Consider the following 24,306-nt stretch of genomic DNA (forward strand, 5'->3'; position numbering starts at 1 on the left):
GCTGCGCTTAGAAGCGCCACACGCCCGAGGGATCGGGCGGGCAGTGAGCGGTTGTAGCTCAGTTGGTTAGAGTACCGGCCTGTCACGCCGGGGGTCGCGGGTTCGAGCCCCGTCAACCGCGCCACCACTGCCCAGATGATCCCGAGACGCGATTGCGCGGTTGTAGCTCAGTTGGTTAGAGTACCGGCCTGTCACGCCGGGGGTCGCGGGTTCGAGCCCCGTCAACCGCGCCATTTTCCTTTATCTTCAATCCTGTGTCTGCGCACCTGTGGCGCGGTGGGATTTGAGTATTTGGGGAACAGTGAAGCTCAGGGGGTGAAAAAATCGAGCAACGCGGCGGCGGTTTCGTCGGGTGCGGTGTCGGGGAAGAAATGTCCGCCGGGAATGGCGCGGGCCCGGATGTCCGCGCATTTCGGGGCCCATGTGGCGGGCACGTCGTAATGTTTGGCCATGGCTCCCGTCGCCCCGTATAGGATAAGCGTAGGGCATGCGAGGCGCGCGTTCGCGTCGGCGCTGTCATGATCCATGTCGAGGGCGAGCGTGGCGCGGTAATCGTTGCACATGCCGCGGATGGTGTCGGGGTCGTGCCAGGCGGCGCGATACTGCGCCAGTTGGGCGCTGTCGAAATCCGTCAGCTGCGCGCCGCCCCATCCGAGCAGGCAGGACTCGTAATAGCTGTCTGGATCGGCGGCGATCATGCGGTCGGGGAATGGTTCAGGCTGGGCGAGGAAGAACCAGTGGTAATAGGCCTGCGCCACGGGCCAGGGCAGATCGCTGAGCAGCGTGTGGGTGGGGATGATGTCCATGAGCGCGAGGTGCTGCACCCGGTCGGGCGCATCCAGCGTCAGGCGATGCGCCACCCGCGCACCCCGGTCGTGGCCGACGAGGGCAAAAGTCGTGTGACCGAGCTGGTCCATGAGGGTGGTCATGGCGCGCGCCATGGCGCGAAAGCTGTAGGCGGCGAGATCCCGTGGCTTGGCCGAGGCGCCATAGCCGGGCAGGTCGGGGCAGATCACGGTATGTGTCTGCGCCAAGGCGGGGGCGATATGCGCCCACATGGCGCGGCTCTGCGGAAAGCCGTGCAGCAGCAGCAGCGGTGGGCCATCGCCGCCGCTGCTATAGGCGAGGGGGCCGGTGTGGTGATTGGTGAAGCCGGGGATCATTTCGCCGGATGCCCTTCTGTCAGGGCGTCAAGCACGCGCGCCCAGCTTCGGATCCCCTTGTGGAAGCTCTCGACATTGTATTTCTCATTGGGGGAGTGGATGGCGTCATCCTCTTGGGCAAAGCCGATGAGCATCGCATCCAGCCCGAGGATTTCCTTGAAGAACCCCGCGATGGGGATGGAGCCGCCCATGCCGGTAAAGACCGCCTCGCGCCCCCATTCGTCGGAGAGCGCACGGCGCGCGGCCTCGAATTCAGGGCGGTTGATGTTCATCACCGCAGCAGGGGAACCGTCAAGGTTCTGGTCCCAGCTGATCCTGGCATCGGGCGAGAGGCGATCCTCGACATGGTTGCGGATTCTCCGGCGCAATGCGTCCGGGTCCATGTCGCCGACAAGGCGGCAGGTCAATTTGCAATGGGCCTCTGACGGGATCACCGTTTTTGTGCCGGCCCCCTGATAGCCGCCCCACAGGCCGTTGATTTCCAGCGTGGGGCGCGCCCATTGCTGGACAAGGGTGGAATATCCCGCCTCGCCATGCGCCCGCGTCATGCCCACGGAGGAGAGGTAGTCGTGCTCGTCAAAGCCGCAGTTTTCCCATTGGCGCAGAAGATCGGCGGGCACCTCGTGGACGCCCTCATAGAAGCCCTCGACCGCGACGCGCCCCGTCTCGTCGTGGAAAGAGGCGATGAGGCGGGAGATTTCGCGCAAGGGGTTGAGCGCGGGGCCGCCGTAATGGCCGGAATGCAGGTCGATGCGCGGGCCGGTGATGGTAAACTCGTCCTTGAGCATGCCGCGCAGTTGCGAGGCGATGGAGGGCACGCCGGGGGCGACCATGGAGGTATCGCAGATGAGGGCAAGATCGGCGGAAAGCTCGGCGGCATTGGCGCGCATGAAGGGGATGAGCGAGGGCGAGCCGGATTCCTCTTCGCCCTCGAAGAAGAACGTGATGGCGCAGGGCAGGGTGCCGTGAACCGCTTTCCAGGCGCGGCAAGCCTCGATGAAGGTCATGAGTTGGCCCTTGTCATCTGAGGCGCCGCGTGCGCGGATCACCTTGGCGTGAGGCGTGTCCTGAAGTTCTGGCACGAAGGGATCGGTGTGCCACAGGTCGAGCGGATCCACGGGCTGCACGTCGTAGTGGCCATAGAACAGAAGATGCGGCCCATTCCCCTCGACATGTCCCACCACCATCGGGCGGCCCGGTGTTGCCCGCTTTTCCGCCCTGGCGCCAAGGCTTTGCAGGTCGGCCACAAGCCAGTCGGCGGCCGCGTCGCAATCGGCGGCATAAGCCGGGTCGGTGGAAATCGACGGGATTCGCAAGAGGCCCATGAGCCGCTCAAGCGCCTCGGGCAAGGTGTCGTCGATGCGGGAAAGGGTGGCGGTAAGGGACATGACTGGCCTTTGCGCTTGGGGTATGGTTCGGGAAAGGGTATCAGGCGCGGCGCCACTGTCCAGAGCTTGACCGAGGTCAAGGCGGCGGGAGCGGCAATTTGTAATCTGGCGTCATCAATGAGAAACGGTATACATATGTTCAACAAGTTGAATATGTGACGCCGAATACGCAGGAGACCGGTGACAGGAGCCGGTTCAAAGGGAAGGAAGACGCCAGTGAACTACGCGGCCAGGCTCGACCAAGCGATCAATCGTCTGCACGAAGAGGGGCGCTATCGCACCTTTATCGACATCGAGCGCAAGAATGGCAATTTCCCTCATGCGGTCTGGCGGCGGCCTGACGGGACGGAAAAACCCATAACCGTCTGGTGCGGCAACGATTATCTGGGCATGGGGCAGCACACAGAGGTGCTGCGCGCGATGCACGAGGCGATTGATGCCACCGGCGCAGGTTCGGGTGGGACGCGGAACATCTCGGGTACCACGGTCTATCATAAACGGCTGGAGGCGGAGCTGGCCGATCTGCATGGCAAGGAGGCGGCGCTTTTGTTCACCTCCGCCTATATCGCCAATGACGCCACGCTCTCGACCCTGCCCAAGCTGTTTCCCGGCCTGATCATCTATTCGGACGAATTGAACCATGCCTCGATGATCGAAGGCGTGCGGCGCAATGGCGGGGCCAAGCGGATTTTCCGCCACAATGACGTGGCGCATCTGCGCGAATTGCTCGCGGCCGACGAGCCGGGCGCGCCCAAGCTTATCGCCTTTGAATCGATCTATTCTATGGATGGCGATTTCGGACCGATCGAGGCGATCTGCGATCTGGCGGACGAGTTCGGCGCACTGACCTATATCGACGAGGTGCACGCGGTCGGCATGTATGGCCCGCGCGGCGCGGGAATCTGCGAACGCGACCGGCTCATGCACCGCATCGACATCATCAACGGCACGCTGGCCAAGGCCTATGGCGTGATGGGTGGCTATATCGCGGCGAGCGCAAAAATGTGCGATGCAGTTCGCAGTTACGCGCCGGGTTTCATCTTTTCGACCTCTCTCGCGCCGACGCTGGCGGCGGGGGCCACGGCCTCGGTCGCGTTTCTCAAGACCTCTGAAGGGCAAAAGCTGCGCGAGCGGCATCAGACGCAGGCGAAGATCCTCAAGACCCGGCTCAAGGGGCTGGGCCTGCCGCTCATCGATCACGGCTCTCATATCGTGCCGGTGATCGTGGGCGATCCGGTGCACACCAAGAAGCTGTCGGACATGCTGCTGGAGGGCTACGGCATCTATGTGCAGCCGATCAATTTCCCGACCGTGCCGCGCGGCACCGAGCGCCTGCGCTTTACCCCCTCGCCGGTGCACGGACCCGAGGAGATGGACCGGCTGGTCAGAGCGATGGATGAACTTTGGTCACATTGCGCGCTCAACCGCGCAGAATTGGCGGGGTGACGCCGGAGCTGATGCAATCGTGATTGCGTTGTGTTAATCTCGTGTGAACAACAGGGCAGGGGCCGAATCGAGCATCTCGGCCCCAAGCCACGGGACACGGAAGAGGCACAGGGCGCATGATCGGGCGGCGTAGCACGCGCAAGGCGGAAGCCGAGGAAGCTGATAGACGTGGCTTTGACGCCTACGAACTTCGGCTGGGTGACATCATGCGTGGCGAGCGGGCGACGCTCGGCAAGTCTCTTCTTGATGTGGAGCGCGAATTGCGCATCCGCGCCAATTATGTCGCCGCCATAGAAAACGCCGATCCGTCCGTGTTCGACACGCCCGGCTTCATCCCCGGATATGTGCGGTCCTACGCCCGCTATCTCGGCATGGACCCGGACGATGCGTTTGCCGCCTTTTGCGCCGAATCGGGCTTTTCCATCGCTCATGGCATGTCAGACGAGGCCTCGTCCCGGCGCGCGGCGGATCGCACCGTGATCGCGCGCCCGCGCGTCCAGGACCCGCTTCTTGGCAACGGCACCCCCTTTGTCCCGGCAACCGAAAGCTATTTGGCGCGGATCGAACCGGCAGCGGTCGGATCCGCGCTTGTTCTGGTCGCGCTGATCGGGGCGATCGGCTATGGCGGCTGGAGCGTGTTGCGGCAGGTGCAGCAGGTGCAACTGGCCCCGGTCGAAAACACGCCGGTGGTGCTCGCGGATCTCGACCCGCTGACGCAGGTGAGAAAGGGCGACAGCATCGAAGGAGCGGGCGTGTTTCAGGCACCGCGCGAGGACCGGCTGAGCCGTCTCTACCGTCCCAAGGCGCTTGACGTGCCGGTGATGGTGGCGCGCGATGCGCCGATCTCGACGCTTGATCCGCGCGAGGTGGGCACGCTCAGCCCCGCCGCGCCGCAAGCCGACCGCGAAAGTGCCATCGCGCTTGCCCTGCGCGAGGCGCAGGAGGGCGCGCCTGACATGACGCCAGAGGCGCCTTTTTCACCGCAGGTCGTCGCCAATGACCGCGCCGATGTGCAGGTCGTCGCGGTGCGTCCGTCCTGGGTTCGGGTGAACTCTGCCGATGGGTCGGTCATTTTCGAAGGCATCATGAACGCGGGCCAGACTTATGACGTGCCCGCCACCGAAGAGCCGCCGGTGCTGCGTGTGGGCGAATCTGGCGCGGTCTATTTCGCGCTGAACGGCGCGCTTTACGGCCCTGTGGGGCAACGCGGGGCGGTGACCTCGAATGTAGCGCTGTCTGCGGACGATCTCACGGCGCGTTTTGCCTTGGCCAATCCCGAAGCCGACCGCGATCTTCAGCGCCATGTCGCGGAACTTTCGCAGGGCGCGCGCGACTGAGCGTGATTGTCTCGCACACCGCTGCGGTCTATCTGTAGGCGATCGCATCCCAATCAAGCGGGGCAACGCCATGTCGCATAATACCATCCGTCCCTGGCGCAATATCGAGCGCCGCAAGTCGCGTCAGATCATGGTGGGGCCGGTCCCGGTTGGGGGCGGCGCGCCGATCACCGTGCAGACCATGACCAACACGCTGACCACCGACGTGGCTGCGACCGTGGCGCAGGTGCAGGCCGCCGCCGAGGCGGGGGCCGATATCGTGCGCGTCTCGGTGCCCGACGAGGCAAGCGCGAAGGCGCTGCGCGAGATCGTGCGCGAAAGCCCGGTGCCGATCGTGGCGGACATCCATTTCCATTACCGGCGCGGAATCGAGGCCGCCGAGGCGGGTGCGGCCTGCCTGCGCATCAACCCCGGCAATATCGGTAGCCCCGAGCGCGTCCGCGAGGTGATTCAGGCGGCGCGGGATCACGGCTGTTCCATGCGCATCGGTGTCAATGCTGGCAGTCTCGAAAAGCATCTTCTGGACAAATACGGCGAGCCATGCCCCGAGGCGATGGTGGAATCCGGCCTCGATCATATCCGCATTCTTCAGGACAACGATTTCCACGCGTTCAAGATCAGCGTGAAGGCGTCGGATGTGTTCATGGCCGCCGCCGCCTACAGCCAACTGGCCGAGGCGACCGATGCCCCCATCCATCTCGGGATCACCGAAGCGGGTGGGCTGAGGACTGGCACGATCAAGAGCGCGATCGGGCTGGGCAACCTGCTCTGGTCCGGGATTGGCGACACGATCCGGGTAAGCCTTTCGGCCGATCCGGTCGAGGAGGTGAAGGTCGGCTATGAGATCCTCAAGGCGCTCGGGCTGAGGCATCGCGGGGTGAACATCATTTCCTGCCCAAGCTGCGCTCGGCAGGGGTTCGACGTGATCCGGACGGTGGAGCGCCTCGAAGAACGGCTTGCGCATATCAAGACGCCGATGAGTCTCTCGATCATCGGTTGCGTGGTGAACGGCCCCGGCGAGGCGCTGATGACCGATGTAGGCTTTACCGGCGGCGGGGCGGGCAACGGGATGGTTTACCTTGCCGGCAAGCAGAGCCACCGGATGGACAACGACCGCATGATCGAGCACATCGTCGAACAGATCGAGCGCCGGGCCGCCGAGATCGAGGCGGCAGGGGCCAAGGCGGCGGAGTAGCGCCTAACTGCCCACGCCCTTCGGCAGAACCTGCTCGAAGCGGTTGCCCTCGGTATCGGTCGCCAGAACCCGCAGCGCGGGCGCGCCATTGTCGGAATACGAGAACCGGAACACCGGGTTTTCCGAGATCGAAATGCCGCCATCCATGGTAAAGAGCAACGCCTCGCCTTGCCATACCTCCAGATGGTCGATGAAATGGGCCGGGATGAAGAGATGGGTGATCTGGTCGCGTTGCAGGCCCGAGTAGTTTGGGTGGCGCACCATGATCTGCGCTTCGCGGCGGGCGGGCGAGATCTGCGGCGCAGCTGCGCCGGCAAGGAAGCTGCGCAGCTTCATCTGCCCCATGTTGGCCAGCGCCTCTTCAGGCGCGCGCGAGGCAGGGGCCGAACAGCCACCCGACGCCTTGACGAAACGGCCGGTCATGAAAAGGCCCGCATCGGTCTCGGCGATCACGCGGACGTTGGAATACTGGTTCACCCGCACACGCAATTCGAAATCGAGCGGCGCCATCGCCGCGCCAAAGCCCAGTTCGGCGGCGACGGGGGCGGGGTTCTCGTCGATCACCACGGTGGCCTTGCGGATCGCTGCGCTCGGATCGGTCTGGCGCAGCACGATCGGAACCGTAGCCGCGTCATGGGCGCGATAGGGCGCATCAAGGCTGAGCAGGTCCGCACCGTCACCGATTGGCGCCGTGCCGATGATATCCTCGCGCAGCATCTCCCACTGGGTGCTTTCGGTCAGGGGATTGGGCGCCTCCTGGGCCTGAACGGCAAGCCCGAGCGCGAGCGCAATGGCGGTGGCGCAGATCAGGCTGCGGGACATGGGTGATGCCTCCTCGTGATGGCGGGTGCTTCATAGCACGGATTGCCCTTTCCAAGAAGCCCGACCAAAGTTGGCATGGATCAACTCTGCGTGCAGGCCAAGGATAGGCCCGTGCGACAGCGGAGCGCGCCATGTTCGAGGTGATCCTGACCCTTTGCCTTGCCGGGGCCGACGACCCCTGCCGCGACGTGCTGTTGCCGGGTTACGAGGCGGCGACGCGCGCGGGTTGTGAGGCGGCGCTTGTGGCGCGCCCGCCCGCGACGGCGGCAGAGGCGCGCTGCGTCCCGCTGGGCGAGGCCCTTGCCGTGGAGGAGATCGCGCCGGGGGTGTTCGTCCATCTCGGGAAGATCGCCGAGCCCGATGCGGCGAACCGGGGCGACGCCGCCAATCTGGCCTTTGTCGTGGGTCACGCGGGCGTGGCGGTGATCGATACCGGCACGGCCCCGTGGATGGGCGAGGCGCTCTGGCGCGCTGTGCGGGCGCGCACTGATCTGCCGGTGTCCCATGTGATCGTGACCCATATCCACCCCGATCACATTCTGGGAACTGCGCCCTTCGTAACGGCGGGCGCGCGGGTCTGGGGGCATGAGAGGTTCAACCGGGCGCTGGCGGACCGGGCCGGGAACTACCTTGAGAGTCTCAACCGAGAGATCGGGCCGCGTGCGATGGTCGATGCGCAGGTGCCCGTGGTCTCGGATCCGGTGGTGCATCGCGCCGAAATCGACCTTGGGGGTCGGGTGCTGGTGCTGGAAGCCTGGCCGATGGCGCATACCGGCACCGATCTGACGGTGCACGACCTGTCAAGTGATACGCTTTTCGCGGGCGATCTGGTCTTTGACACCCATGTGCCCGCCCTGGATGGCAGCCTGCGCGGCTGGCGTGCGGTTCTGGCCGGGTTGCAGGGGCGCGCGTTTTCCCGCGTCGTGCCGGGACATGGCGGGCCGTCGCTCGACTGGCCAGAGGGCGGCGCGGCCACGGCGCGCTATCTTTCGGTGCTGGAGCGCGACACGCGCGCGGCGATTGCCGAAGGCGTGCGGCTTGGCGAGGCGGTGACGCGGATCGCGGTCGGAGAGGCGGGGGCGTGGACACTTTTCGAGGCCTATAATGCGCGCAACGCCACGGTGGCCTTTACCGAACTAGAATGGGACTAGGCACCCGTCATTGCGGCAAGCGGATGCCCTCCTGCAACATCCGCGCCAGCGCAAAAAGGCGCTGTTCGATCAGCACCGGCGTCTCGCACAGATAGGTGATCGTGGTCTGGCGGTCGGCATGGATCGTCTGATCCCAGTCGATCTGTTCCTCAAGCCCATCGACCTTGTCGAAATCGGGGGTATCGGTCTGCATGAGCCGGGTCATCTCGGTGCGTGCCGCCTTGATCCGCTCGGCAAGCGCGATCTGGCTGAGAGAGAAGGTCTCGATCCCGCCAATGACCTGTGTGCGCCGCGCGGACAGCACCTCGAAGGTTTGCGCGACAACACGCCCGAGAATGTCGGGGGCACCATCGTGGCGGGCGGCAAAGGCACTGATCTCAGGGCGTAATTCCTCCGGGGCAAGACGGCGCAGCGCAAGGCGCGCGGCGAGATCCCTGATCTCTGCGGCCAGCGCGGCGTCTTCAGGGGCGCCTTCCGGGATCGGGTGGGGCCACATCAGCCCGATTGACAGCACCGCCACCTTGCGCTGGATGCAGGGCCATGTGGGATCGGCGTAATCAGCGGCCAGTCCCGGTCCGGCAGACAACACGAAACCCGCCAGAACGAGCGCGGCAAGGTGGCCAAGCGGGGCGGGCCTTGGGCCATGGATCATCGCGGCACCTCCTTCGTTTCGACTATGGTGAAGCATGCCCGTCCTGTCCACCGGACCCAATACCCACCAATGTCGCAATTGTTCGGCGTGCGGACGCGCTCGCATACTGGCGTGGACAGTGATGGTCTGTCGCGTCATCATCTCGACGTTGTCAGACACCAAATCAAAGAGGATTTCATGCGTACGAGAGCGGCAGTTGCAGTAGAGGCGGGCAAGCCTCTGGAGATCATGGAAGTGAATCTCGACGGCCCCAAGGCAGGCGAGGTTCTGGTCGAGATCAAGGCCACTGGTCTGTGCCATACCGATGAATTCACCCGTTCGGGTGATGACCCCGAGGGGATTTTTCCGGCCATTCTGGGCCATGAAGGTGCGGGTGTGGTGATCGAGGTCGGCGAGGGGGTGACGAGCCTTGAAGTGGGCGATCACGTCATCCCGCTCTACACGCCGGAATGCCGCGAATGCGAATACTGTCTCAACCCAAAGACCAATCTGTGCCAGTCGATCCGCTCGACGCAGGGTCAGGGCCTTCTGCCCGATGGCACCACGCGGTTTTCCATGCTCGATGGCACACCCATTCATCACTACATGGGCTGCTCGACCTTCGCCAATCACACCGTGGTCCCTGAAATCGCGCTGGCCAAGGTGCGCAAGGACGCGCCATTCGACAAGATCTGCTATATCGGTTGCGGTGTGACCACGGGTATCGGCGCGGTGATCAACACCGCCAAGGTGGAACTGGGCAGCCGCGCGATCGTCTTTGGCCTCGGCGGCATCGGATTGAACGTCATTCAGGGTCTGCGGCTGGCGGGCGCGGCGCAGATCGTCGGGGTCGATCTCAACCCCGGCAAGGTCGAGATGGCGACGCATTTCGGCATGACCGATTTCGTCAATCCCAAGGATGTCTCGGGCGATCTGGTGGCGCATCTGGTCGAACTGACCGGCGGCGGGGCGGATTACACCTTCGACGCCACGGGCAACGTCAATGTCATGCGCACGGCACTTGAGGCCGCGCACAAGGGTTGGGGCGAGAGCGTCATCATCGGTGTGGCGCCTGCGGGGGCCGAGATCAGCACGCGCCCCTTCCAGCTTGTCACTGGCCGGGTCTGGCGCGGCACGGCCTTTGGCGGCGCGCGGGGCCGCACCGATGTGCCGAAGATCGTCGATATGTACATGAACGGGATGATCGAGATCGATCCGATGATCACCCACAAGCTGACGCTCGACGAGATCAATCACGGCTTTGACCTGATGCACCGGGGCGAGTCGATCCGCGCGGTTGTGGAGTATTGATGGTGGAGACCGTTTCGGAAAACCGCAGCTTCGGCGGCGTACAGGGTGTCTATCGGCACCGCTCGACCGCCTGCGCCTGCGATATGACCTTTGGCCTCTACCTGCCCCCACAGGCAGGGGCCGGACCGGTCCCGGTGCTGTGGTATCTCTCGGGGCTGACCTGCACCCATGAGAATGCCATGGTCAAGGGCGGGTTTCAGGAACACGCCGCGCGGCATGGTCTGGCGGTGATCTTTCCCGACACCTCGCCCCGGGGCGAGGGCGTGGCCGATGACGGCGCCTATGACCTGGGCCAGGGGGCGGGGTTCTACGTGAACGCCACCCGCGCGCCCTGGGCCCCGCATTTCCGCATGTATGACTATGTGCTGACAGAGTTGCGCGGGCTGGTCATGGGTGCGTTTCCGCTGGCTGATCGGCATGGCATCACCGGTCATTCCATGGGTGGGCATGGTGCGCTGACACTGGCGATGAACAACCCAGAGATGTTTTTATCCCTCTCGGCCTTCGCGCCGATCGCGCATCCCACCCGTTCGGACTGGGGACGCAAGCAGCTTGGCGCCTATCTTGGCGAGGACGAGAGCGCCTGGGTCGGATACGATTCGGTGTTGCTTCTGGAAGAGCGGGGCTGGATCGGGGATATTCTTGTAGATCAGGGAGTTGATGACAATTTCATTGATCTTCTCATGCCCGAGTCGCTGGCTGCGGCAATGGCGCGCAAACGCATCCCCGGTCAGTTCCGGCTTCAGCCGGGATATGATCACTCTTACTTCTTCGTAAGTTCATTTGCCGGCGACCATGTCACGTGGCATGCTGAGCGCCTGAAAGCAAGACAACCTAAGGGAGTAACCGAATGAAACGATTGACGTTCGCCAGTATCTGCCTTGCTGCCCTGCCAGTCATGGCCGCGGCGGAAGGCGATGCCGCCAACGGTGAAAAGGTGTTCAACAAGTGCAAGGCCTGCCACATGGTCGGCGACGATGCCAAGAACCGGGTCGGGCCGGAACTCAACGGGATCGTGGGCCGCGCGGTCGGCGCGGTCGAAGGGTTCGCCTATTCCGACACACTCAAGGAGATGGGCGCGTCTGGCGCGGTCTGGTCCGAGGACGTGCTTGCCGCCTTCCTCGAGAAGCCACGCGACTTTGCGAAAGGCACCAAGATGGCGTTTCCGGGGCTGCGCAAGGAGGAAGAGCGCGCCGACGTGATCGCCTATCTCGCGACCTTCTCGGAGTAGGTCGCACCGGAATTGCTGTTACGGGCCGTTGGAGAGACCGGCCCGAAGCGGCAAGCGAAGGACGACCGTTTCCACTGGAAACGGTCGTCACAAACCGCGGCCCCCGTGCCGCAGCTCAGGGAGGAGCAGGAATGAGAAAGCTGACGCTTTTGACCTCCGGGATCGCGCTTTGCACGGCCAGCATGGCCATGGCAAACGATGATCTCGTCGCCAAGATGAATGACCCCAAGCAATGGGTTATTCAGACCGGCGATTACAAGAACCAGCGTTATTCGGAACTGGACCAGATCAACGCCGACAACGTGGGCAAGCTTCAGGTTGCCTGGACCTTCTCGACCGGCGTGCTGCGTGGGCACGAGGGTTCGCCGCTGGTGATCGGCAACACGATGTATGTGCATACGCCATTCCCGAATATCGTCTACGCACTCGATCTGGCCGACGAAGGCAAGATCATCTGGAAATACGAGCCGCGCCAGGACCCCGATGTGATCCCGGTGATGTGCTGTGACACTGTCAACCGCGGCGTCGCCTATGCCGATGGCAAGATCATCCTGCACCAGGCCGATACCAAGATCGTCGCGCTCAACGCCGATACCGGCCAGGTCGAGTGGGAGGCCGTCAATGGCGATCCCGCCATCGGCGAGACCAACACCGCCACTGTGCTGCCGGTCAAGGACAAGGTGATCGTGGGTATCTCGGGCGGCGAGTTCGGTGTTCAGGGCCATGTGACCGCCTATGACCTTGTCACCGGCGAGCGCCTGTGGCGTGCCTACTCGGTCGGCCCCGACGATCAACTCCTGTTCGATCCCGAAAAGACCACCGCGCTTGGCAAGCCGGTCGGGCCTGACAGCTCGCTCAACAGTTGGGAAGGCGATCAGTGGAAAATCGGCGGCGGCACAACCTGGGGCTGGTATTCGGCCGATCTCGAGGAGAACCTGTTCTATTATGGCTCGGGCAATCCCTCGACCTGGAACCCGGCGCAGCGTCCGGGCGACAACAAGTGGTCGATGACCATCTTTGCGCGTGACATCGATACCGGCGTGGCCAAGTGGGTCTATCAGATGACGCCCCATGACGAATGGGATTACGACGGCGTCAACGAGATGATTCTGACCGAGCAGGAGGTGAACGGCGAGACGCGCAAGCTGCTCACCCATTTCGACCGCAACGGTCTGGCCTATACCATGGACCGGGTGACCGGCGAGCTGCTCGTGGCCGAAAAATTCGACCCGGCGGTGAACTGGACCACGGGCGTCGATATGGATCCCAACTCGTCCAGCTACGGGCGTCCGGCGGTGGTGGCGCAGTATTCGACCGCGCAGAACGGCGAGGACGTCAACACAACCGGCATCTGCCCGGCGGCGCTTGGCACCAAGGATCAGCAGCCAGCAGCCTATTCGCCCAAGACGGGGATCTTCTATGTCCCGACCAATCATGTCTGCATGGATTACGAGCCGTTCCGCGTGAGCTATACCGCCGGTCAGCCCTATGTGGGCGCGACGCTGGCGATGTATCCTGCGCCCGACAGCCATGGCGGCATGGGCAACTTCATCGCCTGGGACAATATCGAGGGCAAGATCAAGTGGTCGATCTCCGAGAAGTTCTCGGTCTGGTCGGGTGCTCTGGCCACCGCGGGCGACGTGGTGTTCTACGGCACGCTCGAAGGCCATCTCAAGGCTGTGCACGCCGAGACGGGAGACGAGCTTTACCGCTTCAAGACCCCCTCGGGCATCATCGGCAACGTGATGACCTACGAGCAAGACGGCAAGCAGTATGTCGGCATCCTGTCGGGTGTGGGCGGCTGGGCCGGGATCGGCCTTGCGGCGGGTCTGACCAATCCCAATGACGGTCTGGGTGCTGTGGGCGGCTATGCCGCGCTCAGCGACTATACCGCACTGGGCGGCCAACTCACCGTTTTTGCCTTGCCTGACTGATCGGGCCTGACACCGGACCGGCGCGCGGGCCAGGATGCCCCCGTGCCGGTCCCCCAAGACCAGACAGAGGACAGCATGACCTTCATTCCACGGCTTCTCGCCACCGGGCTGGCCGCCGGTCTCGCCACCGCCGCCGCCGCGCAAGACAACATCACCGCCGCCTATGACGAGGGCGGGCGCTACTACACTGAGGACGACATCCCGACCTTCAATGTGGCCGAGGATGGCACGGTCGACTGGCTGACCTTCTCGGGTTTCCGCCGCTACCATTCGGAATGCCATGTCTGCCACGGCCCCGACGGCGAAGGCTCGACCTATGCGCCGGCGCTGAAGAAATCGGCGCTGAACATGGATTACTACGATTTCGTCGATGTCGTCGTGAACGGCCGTGTGAACGGCACTTCGGTCATGCCGCATTTCGGCGATAACCTGAACGTCATGTGCTACCTTGACGATATCTACGTCTATCTCAAGGCGCGCGGTGTCGAAGGCGTGGCGCGGGGCCGCCCCGCGAAGAAGGATGCCAAATCCGATGAGATCGCGGAGGCCGAACTTGCCTGCATGGGCTGAGGGATTGCGCCGTGCGGCGGCAGGTCTCGCGCTTGGCGCGGGGCTTGCGGCGGGCGCTCTGGCGCAGACCTCGGATCTGGTGGCGGTGGATGCGCTGCGCGTCTGCGCCGACCCCGCGAATGCGCCCATGTCGTCGGAGGATGGCAGCGGATATGAGAACGTGCTTGCCGAACTGATCGCCGAAAAGCTGGGCGTGTCGGTCACTTACGAGTGGTATCCGATGTCCACCGGCTTTATCCGCAACACGCTGCGCGACAAGAAATGCGATGTCGTGATCGGTTACGCGCAGGGGCACGAACTGGTGCTCAACACCAATCATTACATGACCTCGGTCTATACGCTGATCGTGCCTGCGGGTGGCGATCTGGCGGAGGTGGAAACACTCGCCGATCCGCGCCTCAAGGGGCGGCGCATCGGCATTGTCGCGGGCACGCCGCCCGGTGCCCATCTGGCGCGGCACGGGCTGATCGCGCGCTCCAGAGGCTACCCGCTCATCGTGGACCGCCGCCATCAAAGCCCGGCGCAGGACATGCTGGCCGATCTGGAGGCGGGCGAGATCGACGCGGCGATCCTGTGGGGGCCTTTGGGCGGGCCGTTGGTCAAGCGCGCGCATCCCGGCCTCAAGGTCATTCCGATGGTGCGCGAAGAGGGCGCGCCGCGCCTATTCTACCGCATCACGATGGGCGTGCGGCAGGGTGAGAAGGTCTGGCAGCGCAAGCTCAATTCCCTCATCCGCCGCCACCAGGGCGAGATCGACGCGCTGTTGCACGAGGCGGGCGTACCCTTGGCCAATGACATGGGCACGGCGCTTGTCGTGCCGGGTCCATGAGACACGCGGCCTTTCTCGCCGCGCTTCTCGCGCTCTCGGTGACGGCTGTGGCGCAGGGTGTGCGAGGGCCCGAGGGCTACCGGATGGACAATTACCGCGCGCCGGTGCCCGACACTCTACCGGGCGCACGGGTTCTGTCGGTCGAAGAGGCGCATGCGCTTTGGGGCGCGGGTGCGGCCTTTGTCGACGTGCTGCCACGCCCGCCCAGGCCCGCCAACCTGCCCGCCGGCACGATCTGGCGCGAACAGCCGCGGGCCTCGATCCCTGGCGCGCGCTGGCTGCCGAATGTGGGTTATGGCGCGATTGCCGAGGTGACGGAGGCGTATTTCAAGGCCGGGCTGGAACAGGCGACCGGTGGCAACATGGCAAAACCGCTCGTGATCTTCTGCCTTGCCGAGTGCTGGATGTCCTGGAACGCCGCCAAACGCGCTTTGGAATATGGGTATACGGCTGTGCATTGGCTGCCCGAGGGCACCGACGGTTGGGCCAGGGCGGGCTATCCGCTCGGGATGGTGGCCGCCGAACCGGGCTACTGAGCGGGCGCGACAAAGGCACCAAAGGCGCGCGGCCCGTCGCAGGTCTCGATCTCGGCTATGGTCTCAAGGGTTTCGGCGTCGATCACACTCAGTGTGTTGGAGAACCAGTTGGCAACGGCGATAAGGCCATCTCTGGTGCTGTCCACCCCCTCGGGATACTCGCCCACGTCGAGCGTAGCCACCACCGCCAGCGTGTTGAGCGCGATGACGCTGATCGTCTCGGCATACTGGTTGGTGACAAAGGCCCGCCCCCCCGCGAAGCCCACCCCATAGGGCCGCGCGCCGACCTTGATGGTTGCGAGGGCCGCGCCGGTCCCGGTGTCCAGAACGGTTACGTCGTCGCTGCCCACATTTGCCACGAAAAGCCGTCCGTCGGGGGCAAAGCGCAGCCCGAAAGGCCGGATGCCGACCGGGGCCTGCCAGAGCGGCGCAAGCGTGGCTGCGTCAAACACCGAGACCCGGTCGGCATCGCGTTCGGCAGCGGCCAGAAACCGACCGTCGGGCGACAGATCGAGGCCCGCCGGGGCGGCGGCGGTGGCGAGATCGGCAAGCGGCATGAGTGTCGCGGCATCGAGCACCCGCACCCGCGCCTCATACCAGTCCGAGACAAAGACCCGCCCGCGCACCGCGTCCACCGCAATGCCGATGGGGCCACCGTCAAGCACGGCCTCGGCCATCAGCGCGCCCGAGGGCGCGTGACGGCGCACGGTCTTGGTCTCTGCGGCGACGGTATAGACTGCGCCCGCCACCACCGCCACGCCCGCAGGCTTGCCCGGCAGCGGCCAACGGGCCACCTCGCTGAGCGTGGCGAGGTCGATCACCGAGACCTCCTCGCCACTCTGGCAGGTGACATAGGCCAAGTCTGCCACCGCCGGGGCGGCGAGCAGCGCAAGCGCGAGCGCCTCAGATCCCCGGCGCACCGAACCGCGCCACCAACGCCTGCATCCCGGCCTCATAGACACCGGTGACGGCGGCGATGGCGGCCTCGTCGTTCAACTCGGCCGGTGGGTCGTTGTTGGGATAGCCGCGATAGAACGCGCCGCGCCACTCCACGACAGAGCCACCGCCCTCGCGCGGCTTCACCGTGAGATGCGAGGAATAATTCGTCACCGGCAGCACCGCCACATCCACATCGGTGATGCGGTAGGAATAGGTCATCTGATCGGCGTCGTATTTGTACAGCTCTTCGTCGATGGTCGGGCCGTCCTCACCGCCCAGAACCAGCCGCCGCGTGGCGTCTATCTCGTTGCCACGTTCTCCGGTCGAGGAATGCACCGCCGGGTGCCAGCCCATGTCCTGAAAATTGCCGATCGCGGCCCAGACCTCGGCCGGTTCGGCGGCCAGCTCGGTTGTCACCGTCACCTTCTGCCGTGTCGGTCCATGGGCGAGCGCCAGCCCCGGTAAGAGCATCAATGCCCCGGCAAGCATGAGTGTGCGTCTTTTCATCTGTCCTCCCTTTCCCGGCGATGCCGCCGATTTGATCCTCCGAATATGCCTTGCTCACAAAGGTGCGAACAACTCAAAGGGGCGCCGAAAAGACCATTTTTATCAGTCTCTTGACGCACTCTTATAAAATAAGAATCGAGCTTCAGTGTCGGCTTGATAAGGTGAGTCTGACAACCCGGCCAAAGGTAGCGGGTGCCTTGTGAAGGGCGCGCGGCCTATGGTCCGGGGAGGCTCGTGACTCGGGCAAGGGAGGGAAGAATGTCAGGCTGGCGACAGGCGCTTTGCGCGCTGACGATGATCTTTTTCTCGGGGCAAGTGGCCCAGGCGGTGGAGGTGCGCGCGGCGGTGCTGCGGGTGGATTACCCGCGCCTGCTGCCGGTCTCGCGCCACGATCTGCGCGCCGGGGATATCGGATTCGCGGGCGCGGCGCTGGCGGATGAGGACAACGGCACAACGGGCCGGTTTCTGGGTCACACCTATCAGACCACGACACACGCCGCCACGCCCGAAGAGGCCGATGCTGCGCTAGACGCGATCCTTGCCGATGGCGTGCGCCTGATCGTGGTGCAGGCCGAGGCCGAGGATCTCTTGCGCCTCACCGATCGGGCGGGGGCAGCGGGTGCGCTTGTCTTCAACGCATCCGCGCCCGACATCGAATTGCGCGATGCCGAGTGCCGCGCCAACCTGCTGCATGTCGCGCCGTCCAACCAGATGCTGGCCGATGCCGTGGCGCAGTTCGCGGTGTGGAAGCAATGGCGCAACTGGTTCCTTGTCGAAGGCTCCAATCCCGCTGACCAGGCCCTCGGCCAGGCATTTCGCCGCGCAGCGGCCAAGTTCGGCGCGAAGCTGGTGGAGACGCGCATCTTCGAGGATACCGGCGGCAGTCGGCGCACTGATTCCGGCCATGTACTCATTCAGCGGCAATTGCCCGTGTTCATGCAGGGTGCGCGCGCACATGATGTGGTGATCGCCGCCGATGCCACCGATTATTTCGCCGGCTACCTGCCTTATCACCTGTGGACGCCGCGCCCGGTGATGGGCTCGGGCGGGCTGCGTCCCGTGACCATGAACGCCACGCACGAAGCCTGGGGCGCGACGCAGTTCCAGACCCGCTTCGAGAAGCTGACGCAACGCCGCGTGGCACCCGAGGATTACAACGTCTGGCTGGCGCTGCGGGTGATCGGCGAGACGGTGACGCGCACCGGGTCGGCAGAGCCGGACGCGATCCGCGCCTATGCGCTGTCGGACAGCTTCGATCTGGCCGCCTTCAAGGGGCAGAAGGTCACGTTCCGCGACTGGAACGGCCAGTTGCGCCAGCCGGTCCTTCTCTATGACGGCTGGACCACGGTCAGCGTCAGCCCGCAGGAGGGCTTTCTGCACCAGATCTCGCCGCTCGACACGCTGGGGCTTGATCGTCCCGAATCCGCCTGCACCGCTTTCAACTGACGGAGATGCGCATGAAAACCCTGCTTCTCAGCACCGCCCTCGTGGCGCTTGGCCTTTCCCCGGCGCTGGCCGGCAAGGCGTTTGTGTCGAACGAGCGCGGCAACACCATTACCGTGATCGACACCGACACATGGGAGGTCATCACCGAGTTTGCGGGTGGTAACCGTCCGCGCGGCATCACCGTGAGTCCCGATGGCAAGAAACTTTATGTCTGCGCCTCTGATGACGATCTCGTGCGGGTATTCGATACCGAAACCTATGAGGAATTGCCGAGCCTGCCCTCGGGGCCCGATCCGGAGCTTTTCGTGCTCGAGCAAAGCGGCAAGCGGCTTTTCATCGCCAATGAGGACGACAACCTCGTGACCGTAACAGATACCGAAACGCGCACCATACTTGCCGAAATTCCCGTGGGGGTAGAACCCGAGGGCATGGGCATCAGCCCCGATGGCAAATTCGTCGTCAACACCTCTGAGACGACGAACATGGCGCATTTCATCTCGACCGAGGATTACGAGATCAAATACAACGTGCTGGTGGATCAGCGCCCGCGCTATGCGCAATACACTGCCGATGGCACGCGGCTCTATGTCTCGTCCGAGATCGGCGGCACGGTGACGGTGATGGACATCGCCGAGGACGGCGCGCCCACGGTCGTGCACAAGATCACATTCGAGGTGCCCGGCGTGCAGCCAGAATGGCTGCAGCCGGTGGGGGTGAAGGTGACAGAGGACGGCAGCCGCGTCTTTGTCGCGCTCGGGCCCGCCAACCGCGTCGCGGTGGTCGATGGCCAAAGCCTTGAGGTGCTTGATTACATCCTCGTGGGGCAGCGCGTCTGGCAGCTCGATTTCACCCCCGACCAGAAATACCTGCTCAGCACCAACGGCAATTCCAACGACATCACCGTGATCGACGTGGCCGCTGAAAAGGCCGTCCGTTCGATCGCCGTGGGTCAGGCGCCCTGGGGCGTCGTGACCATCGACTGACCGCCAACCGAAGACAGGGAGACGAAAGATGAAGAAAGTTCTGACCGCCTGCGCGCTGGCCCTGCTGGCCGCACCCGTGACCACCCTGGTCCCCGCGCCCGCCCATGCCGCGCCGCTTTGCGACAACCTGGGCTTTGCCGGGCTTTTGGCCAAGTGCAACCGGGGCGAGACGATCCATCTGACGCTGGCCTCTGGGCAGCCTCTGGGCGAGGATCACACGCTTGAATCGGGGGCCTATTACAAGCTGGAGATCACCGCCGACGGCTCGGCGGAGCTGGCCATTTCCGGGCCCGATTTCTTTCGTGCGATCTGGATGAACGAGATCGTCATCAACGATATCGAAATCCGCCCGATGGCGATCGATTCGATCGAGTTCGACCGGGCGGGCACGGTGGAACTGTCCTTCATCGCCATCAAGCCGGGCCGTCATGTGCTGCGCATTCCCGGCTCCACCGGCGAGAGCCAGCAAGTCACCTTTACCATTCAGTAACCATAAGGAGTTCCCATGAAGCACCTGATGTCGCTTGCCCTTGCCGGGCTTCTGGCCATGCCCGCGTTCGCGGCCCATGATGACGACCACCCAGACGCCGAAACCATCGCCAGGGTCGAGGCGCTGCTGGCCGATATGGACTGTCAGATGGACCCCGACGATATCGAGTTTGAGGACGGCGTCTATGATCTTGACGATGTGATCTGCAAGGGCGGCAAGCAGTATGACATCAAACTCAACGTCAATTTCGAGGTGATCGAACAGCGTGAGGAATGACGCCATAGCTGTGCGGGCCGGGGGGGCGCTGCCCTCCCGCCGCCTGTTTCTGGGCCTGCCGCTGATCCTGGGCTGGCCCGCGCTGGCGCAGGGCGTTCCGGTGATCCGCGCCGCCGTCTTGCGCATCGGCACGGTGAACTGGGAATTGCAGACCATCCTGCGCGAGGGGCTGGACGAAAAGCACGGCTTTCGCCTGACGGTGCAGGGCTATGCCGATGGCACCGCCGCGCATCTGGCGGTCGAAGGGGGCACGGCGGATCTGGCGGTGAGCGACATGATCTGGCTCGCGCGGCAGCGGATGGCGGGGCGCGATTATGTGATGATCCCCTATTCGCGCGCGGTGGGGGGCGTGGTCGTGCCGGGCGAGAGCACGGCGCGGACGCTGGCGGACCTGCGCGGCGGCAAGATCGGGATTGCGGGCGGGCCGCTTGACAAATCCTGGCTGATCCTGCGGGCCTATGCGCGGGCGCAACACGGCATGGATCTGGCCGCCGAGACAAGCCAAGTCTATGGCGCGCCGCCGCTGATCTACAAATCCGCCCTGCGCGGCGGCTATGGGGGGGTGGTGAATTTCTGGCATTTCCTTGCGCGGATGCGCGCGGGCGGAATGCGCGATCTGGTTTCCGTGGCGCAGGCGGCGGGCGTGCTTGGTCTTGACCCGGAGACGCCGCTGATCGGTTATTACCTCAAGAAAAGGTTCCTTGCCGCCCATCCCGGTCTGGCGCAGGCGTTCTATAATGCGAGCCGCGAGGCCAAGGAGATCATGGCCCGCTCGGAGGCTGCCTGGGAGGCGCTGCGCCCGCTGATGGGCGCCACGGATGACGCCGAATTTGCCGCCCTGCGCGAAGGCTGGCTCGATGGTGTCCCGCGGCGCGGCCCGGTCGATCCCGCAGGCGCGCGCGCGATGCTGGCGCTCATGGCGGATTTGGGTGGTGAGGCGCTGATGGGGCCGGTGCGCGACCTGCCCGAGGGGCTTTTCGCCGATGTCACCTGAGGCGCGCGGCACGGGGGCGCTCTCGCTCGCGGCGCTTCTGGGTCTGTGGGCCGTCGCGGCGCTTCTGACCGGCGATGCGATGATCCTGCCCGCGCCCTGGGAATTGGTTGCGCCCCTCCTGCAAGAGGTGCGCAGCGGCGAATTGCCCCGCCATCTTGGCGCGACGCTGGGGCGGGTCATCGCGGCTTTCCTGCTGGCCATGAGCATCGGGGTGGCGCTTGGCCTTGTCATGGGCCGCTCGGCGCGGGCCGATCGCTGGCTCGATCCGTGGCTGGTGGTGTTTCTCAATCTGCCTGCGCTGGTGGTGATTGTGCTGTGTTATCTCTGGATCGGCCTGACCGAGGTGGCGGCCATCCTCGCCGTCAGCCTCAACAAGATCCCCAATGTCGCCACGGTCCTGCGTGAGGGCGCGCGCGCGCTCAGCCCCGATCTTGACGCCATGGCGCGGGTTTACGCGATGCCCGCGCGCACCCGGCTGCGCCATGTCATCCTGCCGCAGCTTGCGCCCTATATCGCAGGTGCTGCGCGCTCGGGCGTGGCGCTGATCTGGAAGATCGTTCTGGTGGTGGAGTTTCTGGGCCGCTCCAACGGCATCGGCTTTCAGATCCACATGTATTTCCAGTTGTTCGATGTGGCGATGGTGCTGGTCTATGCGCTGTCGTTCATCGCGGTGATGCTGGTGGTGGAATGGCGCATCCTGCAACCCTGGGAGCGGCGCGTGCGGCGCTGGCGGGCGGCATGACCGAGGTGGCGATCCGCGCCAAGGCGTTTGGCGGCACCCCTGTGCTGGGGCCGGTGGCGTTTTCCATCGCGGCGGGGGATGTGCTGGCCATTCTCGGCCCCTCCGGTATCGGCAAATCCACACTTTTGCGGATTGTGGCCGGGATCGACCGGGACTTTGAGGGGCGCGTGACCCGCCCCGACCGCCTTGCCATGGTGTTTCAGGAGCCGGTGCTGTTGCCCTGGCGCTCGGCGCTCGACAACCTGCGTCTGGTGCATCCCGGATTGAGCCAGAGTGCTGCGCGCGCCGCACTTGACCGCGTGGGCCTCGGGGATAAGGGTGCGGCCTTTCCGGGGCAGCTCTCGCTTGGGCAGCAACGGCGGCTGGCTCTGGCGCGCGCCTTTGCGGGGCGGCCCGAGTTGCTGATCCTCGACGAGCCGTTCGTCTCGCTCGATCCCGAAACCGCCGAGACCATGTTGATGCTCACCGAGAGCCTGATTGCCGAGGCGCGGCCTGCCACGCTTCTCGTCACCCATGCAGAGGCCGAGGCCGCGCGGCTGGCCACGCGCATCTTGCGCCTCACGGGGCGGCCTGCGACCCTTGCCGAGGACGCCGCGCCGGGGCAGGGTGGGGCGGATGATAAGGGAGAGGGGCATGGCCGAGCTTGAGGTCAGCGGGCTGAGCTATCGCTACGGCGCGAAACGCGCGCTGGAGGAGGTGTCCTTTGCCATTCCGCGCGGGACGTTCTGCGCGCTTCTCGGCCCTAATGGCGCGGGCAAATCGACGCTGGTTTCGCTGCTCACGCGGCTTCTGGTGGCACCCGAGGGGCGGATTGTCCTTGCCGGGCACGATCTGCGATCCGCGCCGCGCCGCGCGCTTGGCGCGCTCGGCGTGGTGTTTCAGCAGCCGACCCTCGATCTGAGCCTGACCGTGCGGCAGAACATGGCCTATTTCGCCGCCCTTCACGGCCTGCCGCGCAAGGGGCTGGCTGCGCGCATCGACGCGGCGCTTGCGCGGCTGTCGATGGCCGAACGCGCGGGCGAGAAGGTGGGCGCGCTCAATGGCGGGCACCGGCGGCGGATGGAACTGGCGCGTGCGCTTCTGCACGAGCCGCGCGTGTTGCTTCTGGATGAACCGACCGTGGGGCTTGACGCCGCCGCGCGCGCCTCGATCGTGGCGCAGGTGCACGATCTGGCCGATGAGGGGCTGTCGGTGCTCTGGACCACGCATCTGACCGACGAGGTGCGCGACAGCGACCGCCTTTTGGTGCTGCATCAGGGGCGCATCCTGGCCGATGGAATCACGCGGGAGGTGCGCGGCGCGCAGCCGCTGGCCGAGTGGTTCCTTGCCCATACGGAGGCGGTCGCATGAGCGCATATCTGGGCGTCATGCGCGCCATCATGGCGCGCGAATTCCTGCGCTTCGTGCATCAGCGTGAGCGGTTTCTGGCGGCGCTCGTGCGCCCGCTGGTCTGGCTTGTGGTCTTTGCCGCCGGGTTTCGCGCGGCGCTCGGCCTGTCGATCATCCCGCCCTACCAGACCTATATCACCTACGAGACCTATATCGTGCCGGGGCTTTGCGCGATGGTGCTTTTGTTCAACGGAATGCAAAGCTCGCTCAGCCTGGTCTATGACCGCGAGATGGGGTCCATGCGCCTGCTGCTCACGAGTCCCTTCCCGCGCGGCTGGCTGCTGTTTTGCCGCCTGCTCGGGGCGACACTGATTTCGGTCTTGCAGGTCTATGCGTTTCTGGGCGCAGCAGCGCTTTTCGGCGTGGTGCTGCCGGGATGGGGCTATGTCGCGGTCTTGCCCGCGCTCATTCCCGCAGGGCTGATGCTGGGGGCGCTTGGGCTGGTTCTGTCAAGTTTCATCAAGCAGTTGGAGAATTTCGCGGGCGTCATGAATTTCGTCATCTTCCCGATGTTCTTTCTCTCCTCGGCGCTCTATCCGCTCTGGCGCATGGCAGAAAGTTCCAGGCTTCTGCACGACATAAGCGCCGCCAACCCGTTCACCCACGCGGTAGAACTCATCCGCTTCGCGGCCCATCTGCAACTCAATTGGGGCGCGTTTTTCTGGGTCCTAGTCTGGGCCGCAGCACTCGGCGTGCTGGCGATCTGGGCCTATGATCCGGGCCGTGCGCTCATGCGGCGCAAGGGGTAGGGGCGGTGGCTCAGGACATTATCCGGCAGTGCCAGTGGGTGATGCGTAACTGCGGGTGCAACTCGCTCCACCGCGCCAATTCGGGCTGCGCCGCGGCTATGCAGCGCGCGGGGGTCATGTGGCCGAGGACCAGACGGCGTTCCTGGCAGTCGGTGGGTGTGGCGATAAGGCAGGTGAGAAAGAGTAATTCGACCATTGGTGTAAATCCGTTAAAAACTGCGTTGAGTTTATCGCGTTCGCGGTCCTT

General features: G+C 64.7%; 27 protein-coding genes and 2 tRNA genes. 22 read left to right on the forward strand and 7 right to left on the reverse strand.

What is annotated here, in order from left to right:
* The first annotated feature begins 47 nt into the window (after positions 1-47).
* Together KAK09_RS00230 and KAK09_RS00235 are read left to right on the forward strand one after the other, a co-directional pair.
* Positions 48-124 (forward strand) — tRNA-Asp (locus KAK09_RS00230).
* Between the two features lie 32 nt (positions 125-156).
* Positions 157-233 (forward strand) — tRNA-Asp (locus KAK09_RS00235).
* A gap of 75 nt (positions 234-308) precedes the next feature.
* Here KAK09_RS00235 and KAK09_RS00240 read toward each other — a convergent pair.
* Positions 309-1,163 (reverse strand): alpha/beta fold hydrolase, encoded by an 855-nt coding sequence (locus tag KAK09_RS00240; protein WP_210876829.1) that lies wholly within the window; start codon positions 1,161-1,163, stop codon positions 309-311.
* The gene (locus tag KAK09_RS00245; RefSeq protein ID WP_210876830.1) at positions 1,160-2,551 is read right to left on the reverse strand and encodes a M20/M25/M40 family metallo-hydrolase; all 1,392 of its coding nucleotides are present in this window, start codon (positions 2,549-2,551) and stop codon (positions 1,160-1,162) included. Before KAK09_RS00245 ends, KAK09_RS00240 begins: the two co-directional genes overlap by 4 nt.
* A 216-nt stretch (positions 2,552-2,767) precedes the next feature.
* Here KAK09_RS00245 and hemA point away from each other — a divergent pair, with 216 nt between their 5' ends.
* From hemA to ispG, 3 genes are all read left to right on the forward strand, one after another.
* Complete coding sequence (gene hemA / locus KAK09_RS00250; RefSeq protein WP_210876831.1) at positions 2,768-3,997, forward strand: 5-aminolevulinate synthase; 1,230 nt, start codon at positions 2,768-2,770, stop codon at positions 3,995-3,997.
* Positions 3,998-4,113: 116 nt separating this feature from the next.
* Complete coding sequence (locus KAK09_RS00255) at positions 4,114-5,334, forward strand: helix-turn-helix domain-containing protein (RefSeq protein WP_210876832.1); 1,221 nt, start codon at positions 4,114-4,116, stop codon at positions 5,332-5,334.
* 70 nt (positions 5,335-5,404) lie between these two features.
* Positions 5,405-6,529, forward strand: a complete 1,125-nt coding sequence (gene ispG / locus KAK09_RS00260; RefSeq protein WP_210876833.1) for a flavodoxin-dependent (E)-4-hydroxy-3-methylbut-2-enyl-diphosphate synthase — start codon at positions 5,405-5,407, stop codon at positions 6,527-6,529.
* A gap of 3 nt (positions 6,530-6,532) precedes the next feature.
* On the opposite strand, the gene KAK09_RS00265 is transcribed toward ispG, so the two are convergent.
* Positions 6,533-7,351, reverse strand: coding sequence for a quinoprotein dehydrogenase-associated SoxYZ-like carrier (locus tag KAK09_RS00265; RefSeq protein WP_210876834.1), 819 nt, complete (start codon positions 7,349-7,351; stop codon positions 6,533-6,535).
* Between the two features lie 131 nt (positions 7,352-7,482).
* Between KAK09_RS00265 and KAK09_RS00270 the strand changes: the two genes are divergently transcribed.
* Positions 7,483-8,502: a quinoprotein relay system zinc metallohydrolase 2 gene (locus KAK09_RS00270; RefSeq protein ID WP_210876835.1), complete on the forward strand. Its 1,020-nt coding sequence runs from the start codon at positions 7,483-7,485 to the stop codon at positions 8,500-8,502.
* Between the two features lie 7 nt (positions 8,503-8,509).
* On the opposite strand, the gene KAK09_RS00275 is transcribed toward KAK09_RS00270, so the two are convergent.
* Positions 8,510-9,154 (reverse strand): hypothetical protein, encoded by a 645-nt coding sequence (locus tag KAK09_RS00275; protein WP_247650981.1) that lies wholly within the window; start codon positions 9,152-9,154, stop codon positions 8,510-8,512.
* Between the two features lie 177 nt (positions 9,155-9,331).
* Between KAK09_RS00275 and KAK09_RS00280 the strand changes: the two genes are divergently transcribed.
* The 7 genes from KAK09_RS00280 to KAK09_RS00310 all read left to right on the forward strand — a co-directional run bounded on the left by KAK09_RS00280 (position 9,332) and on the right by KAK09_RS00310 (position 15,544).
* Complete coding sequence (locus tag KAK09_RS00280; protein ID WP_210876836.1) at positions 9,332-10,444, forward strand: S-(hydroxymethyl)glutathione dehydrogenase/class III alcohol dehydrogenase; 1,113 nt, start codon at positions 9,332-9,334, stop codon at positions 10,442-10,444.
* The gene (fghA, locus tag KAK09_RS00285; protein WP_247650982.1) at positions 10,444-11,298 is read left to right on the forward strand and encodes an S-formylglutathione hydrolase; all 855 of its coding nucleotides are present in this window, start codon (positions 10,444-10,446) and stop codon (positions 11,296-11,298) included. The genes KAK09_RS00280 and fghA overlap by 1 nt, the downstream gene beginning before the upstream one ends.
* Positions 11,295-11,675: a c-type cytochrome gene (locus tag KAK09_RS00290; RefSeq protein WP_210876837.1), complete on the forward strand. Its 381-nt coding sequence runs from the start codon at positions 11,295-11,297 to the stop codon at positions 11,673-11,675. Before fghA ends, KAK09_RS00290 begins: the two co-directional genes overlap by 4 nt.
* A 131-nt stretch (positions 11,676-11,806) precedes the next feature.
* Positions 11,807-13,609, forward strand: a complete 1,803-nt coding sequence (gene xoxF5 / locus KAK09_RS00295) for a lanthanide-dependent methanol dehydrogenase XoxF5 (protein ID WP_210876838.1) — start codon at positions 11,807-11,809, stop codon at positions 13,607-13,609.
* Positions 13,610-13,684: 75 nt separating this feature from the next.
* Complete coding sequence (locus tag KAK09_RS00300) at positions 13,685-14,179, forward strand: c-type cytochrome, methanol metabolism-related (protein ID WP_210876839.1); 495 nt, start codon at positions 13,685-13,687, stop codon at positions 14,177-14,179.
* A complete protein-coding gene (locus KAK09_RS00305; protein WP_247650983.1) occupies positions 14,163-15,008 on the forward strand; it encodes a substrate-binding domain-containing protein in 846 nt (281 codons plus the stop codon). The genes KAK09_RS00300 and KAK09_RS00305 overlap by 17 nt, the downstream gene beginning before the upstream one ends.
* Positions 15,005-15,544 carry a PQQ-dependent catabolism-associated CXXCW motif protein gene (locus KAK09_RS00310; RefSeq protein WP_210876841.1) on the forward strand — a complete coding sequence of 180 codons (540 nt, stop codon included), beginning with the start codon at positions 15,005-15,007 and terminating at the stop codon, positions 15,542-15,544. The genes KAK09_RS00305 and KAK09_RS00310 overlap by 4 nt, the downstream gene beginning before the upstream one ends.
* Here the strand turns inward: KAK09_RS00310 and KAK09_RS00315 are convergent.
* Entirely contained in the window at positions 15,538-16,464 is a 927-nt protein-coding gene (locus KAK09_RS00315) for a YncE family protein (protein ID WP_336244400.1), read from the reverse strand. The genes KAK09_RS00310 and KAK09_RS00315 overlap by 7 nt on opposite strands.
* Complete coding sequence (locus tag KAK09_RS00320) at positions 16,448-16,990, reverse strand: SRPBCC family protein (protein ID WP_210876843.1); 543 nt, start codon at positions 16,988-16,990, stop codon at positions 16,448-16,450. Before KAK09_RS00320 ends, KAK09_RS00315 begins: the two co-directional genes overlap by 17 nt.
* A 258-nt stretch (positions 16,991-17,248) precedes the next feature.
* Here KAK09_RS00320 and KAK09_RS00325 point away from each other — a divergent pair, with 258 nt between their 5' ends.
* Genes KAK09_RS00325 through KAK09_RS00365 form a run of 9 tightly spaced genes read left to right on the forward strand, consistent with a single transcriptional unit; the run spans position 17,249 to position 24,059 of the window.
* On the forward strand, positions 17,249-18,436 hold the full coding sequence (locus KAK09_RS00325) for an ABC transporter substrate-binding protein (protein WP_210876844.1): 1,188 nt from the start codon (positions 17,249-17,251) through the stop codon (positions 18,434-18,436).
* 11 nt (positions 18,437-18,447) lie between these two features.
* The gene (locus KAK09_RS00330) at positions 18,448-19,419 is read left to right on the forward strand and encodes a YVTN family beta-propeller repeat protein (RefSeq protein ID WP_210876845.1); all 972 of its coding nucleotides are present in this window, start codon (positions 18,448-18,450) and stop codon (positions 19,417-19,419) included.
* A gap of 28 nt (positions 19,420-19,447) precedes the next feature.
* A complete protein-coding gene (locus tag KAK09_RS00335; RefSeq protein WP_210876846.1) occupies positions 19,448-19,909 on the forward strand; it encodes a cupredoxin domain-containing protein in 462 nt (153 codons plus the stop codon).
* Positions 19,910-19,924: 15 nt separating this feature from the next.
* On the forward strand, positions 19,925-20,185 hold the full coding sequence (locus KAK09_RS00340; RefSeq protein ID WP_210876847.1) for a PepSY domain-containing protein: 261 nt from the start codon (positions 19,925-19,927) through the stop codon (positions 20,183-20,185).
* 28 nt (positions 20,186-20,213) lie between these two features.
* A complete protein-coding gene (locus tag KAK09_RS00345) occupies positions 20,214-21,179 on the forward strand; it encodes an ABC transporter substrate-binding protein (RefSeq protein WP_210877339.1) in 966 nt (321 codons plus the stop codon).
* Positions 21,169-21,921 carry an ABC transporter permease gene (locus tag KAK09_RS00350; RefSeq protein ID WP_210876848.1) on the forward strand — a complete coding sequence of 251 codons (753 nt, stop codon included), beginning with the start codon at positions 21,169-21,171 and terminating at the stop codon, positions 21,919-21,921. The genes KAK09_RS00345 and KAK09_RS00350 overlap by 11 nt, the downstream gene beginning before the upstream one ends.
* Positions 21,918-22,568, forward strand: a complete 651-nt coding sequence (locus tag KAK09_RS00355) for an ABC transporter ATP-binding protein (protein WP_210877340.1) — start codon at positions 21,918-21,920, stop codon at positions 22,566-22,568. The genes KAK09_RS00350 and KAK09_RS00355 overlap by 4 nt, the downstream gene beginning before the upstream one ends.
* A complete protein-coding gene (locus KAK09_RS00360; RefSeq protein ID WP_210876849.1) occupies positions 22,555-23,271 on the forward strand; it encodes an ABC transporter ATP-binding protein in 717 nt (238 codons plus the stop codon). The genes KAK09_RS00355 and KAK09_RS00360 overlap by 14 nt, the downstream gene beginning before the upstream one ends.
* Positions 23,268-24,059 (forward strand): ABC transporter permease, encoded by a 792-nt coding sequence (locus KAK09_RS00365; RefSeq protein ID WP_210876850.1) that lies wholly within the window; start codon positions 23,268-23,270, stop codon positions 24,057-24,059. Before KAK09_RS00360 ends, KAK09_RS00365 begins: the two co-directional genes overlap by 4 nt.
* A 10-nt stretch (positions 24,060-24,069) precedes the next feature.
* Here the strand turns inward: KAK09_RS00365 and KAK09_RS00370 are convergent, their stop codons facing one another.
* Positions 24,070-24,255 carry a hypothetical protein gene (locus tag KAK09_RS00370; RefSeq protein WP_210876851.1) on the reverse strand — a complete coding sequence of 62 codons (186 nt, stop codon included), beginning with the start codon at positions 24,253-24,255 and terminating at the stop codon, positions 24,070-24,072.
* Positions 24,256-24,306: the final 51 nt, after the last annotated feature.

It is taken from the genome of Roseovarius autotrophicus (assembly GCF_018069895.1).
Taxonomy (GTDB): domain Bacteria; phylum Pseudomonadota; class Alphaproteobacteria; order Rhodobacterales; family Rhodobacteraceae; genus Roseovarius; species Roseovarius autotrophicus.

What these genes read in the sequence shown, in the direction of transcription:
- KAK09_RS00245 (WP_210876830.1), bottom strand. Translation starts at nt 2,551, where the DNA reads ATGTCCCTTACCGCCACCCTTTCCCGCATCGACGACACCTTGCCCGAG.
- KAK09_RS00330 (WP_210876845.1), top strand. Translation starts at nt 18,448, where the DNA reads ATGAAAACCCTGCTTCTCAGCACCGCCCTCGTGGCGCTTGGCCTTTCC.
- KAK09_RS00240 (WP_210876829.1), bottom strand. Translation starts at nt 1,163, where the DNA reads ATGATCCCCGGCTTCACCAATCACCACACCGGCCCCCTCGCCTATAGC.
- KAK09_RS00325 (WP_210876844.1), top strand. Translation starts at nt 17,249, where the DNA reads ATGTCAGGCTGGCGACAGGCGCTTTGCGCGCTGACGATGATCTTTTTC.
- fghA (WP_247650982.1), top strand. Translation starts at nt 10,444, where the DNA reads ATGGTGGAGACCGTTTCGGAAAACCGCAGCTTCGGCGGCGTACAGGGT.
- KAK09_RS00280 (WP_210876836.1), top strand. Translation starts at nt 9,332, where the DNA reads ATGCGTACGAGAGCGGCAGTTGCAGTAGAGGCGGGCAAGCCTCTGGAG.
- KAK09_RS00340 (WP_210876847.1), top strand. Translation starts at nt 19,925, where the DNA reads ATGAAGCACCTGATGTCGCTTGCCCTTGCCGGGCTTCTGGCCATGCCC.
- KAK09_RS00265 (WP_210876834.1), bottom strand. Translation starts at nt 7,351, where the DNA reads ATGTCCCGCAGCCTGATCTGCGCCACCGCCATTGCGCTCGCGCTCGGG.
- KAK09_RS00355 (WP_210877340.1), top strand. Translation starts at nt 21,918, where the DNA reads ATGACCGAGGTGGCGATCCGCGCCAAGGCGTTTGGCGGCACCCCTGTG.
- KAK09_RS00360 (WP_210876849.1), top strand. Translation starts at nt 22,555, where the DNA reads ATGGCCGAGCTTGAGGTCAGCGGGCTGAGCTATCGCTACGGCGCGAAA.
- KAK09_RS00320 (WP_210876843.1), bottom strand. Translation starts at nt 16,990, where the DNA reads ATGAAAAGACGCACACTCATGCTTGCCGGGGCATTGATGCTCTTACCG.
- KAK09_RS00310 (WP_210876841.1), top strand. Translation starts at nt 15,005, where the DNA reads ATGAGACACGCGGCCTTTCTCGCCGCGCTTCTCGCGCTCTCGGTGACG.
- KAK09_RS00300 (WP_210876839.1), top strand. Translation starts at nt 13,685, where the DNA reads ATGACCTTCATTCCACGGCTTCTCGCCACCGGGCTGGCCGCCGGTCTC.
- KAK09_RS00370 (WP_210876851.1), bottom strand. Translation starts at nt 24,255, where the DNA reads ATGGTCGAATTACTCTTTCTCACCTGCCTTATCGCCACACCCACCGAC.
- KAK09_RS00365 (WP_210876850.1), top strand. Translation starts at nt 23,268, where the DNA reads ATGAGCGCATATCTGGGCGTCATGCGCGCCATCATGGCGCGCGAATTC.
- KAK09_RS00275 (WP_247650981.1), bottom strand. Translation starts at nt 9,154, where the DNA reads ATGATCCATGGCCCAAGGCCCGCCCCGCTTGGCCACCTTGCCGCGCTC.
- KAK09_RS00290 (WP_210876837.1), top strand. Translation starts at nt 11,295, where the DNA reads ATGAAACGATTGACGTTCGCCAGTATCTGCCTTGCTGCCCTGCCAGTC.
- ispG (WP_210876833.1), top strand. Translation starts at nt 5,405, where the DNA reads ATGTCGCATAATACCATCCGTCCCTGGCGCAATATCGAGCGCCGCAAG.
- KAK09_RS00350 (WP_210876848.1), top strand. Translation starts at nt 21,169, where the DNA reads ATGTCACCTGAGGCGCGCGGCACGGGGGCGCTCTCGCTCGCGGCGCTT.
- KAK09_RS00335 (WP_210876846.1), top strand. Translation starts at nt 19,448, where the DNA reads ATGAAGAAAGTTCTGACCGCCTGCGCGCTGGCCCTGCTGGCCGCACCC.
- xoxF5 (WP_210876838.1), top strand. Translation starts at nt 11,807, where the DNA reads ATGAGAAAGCTGACGCTTTTGACCTCCGGGATCGCGCTTTGCACGGCC.
- KAK09_RS00270 (WP_210876835.1), top strand. Translation starts at nt 7,483, where the DNA reads ATGTTCGAGGTGATCCTGACCCTTTGCCTTGCCGGGGCCGACGACCCC.
- KAK09_RS00255 (WP_210876832.1), top strand. Translation starts at nt 4,114, where the DNA reads ATGATCGGGCGGCGTAGCACGCGCAAGGCGGAAGCCGAGGAAGCTGAT.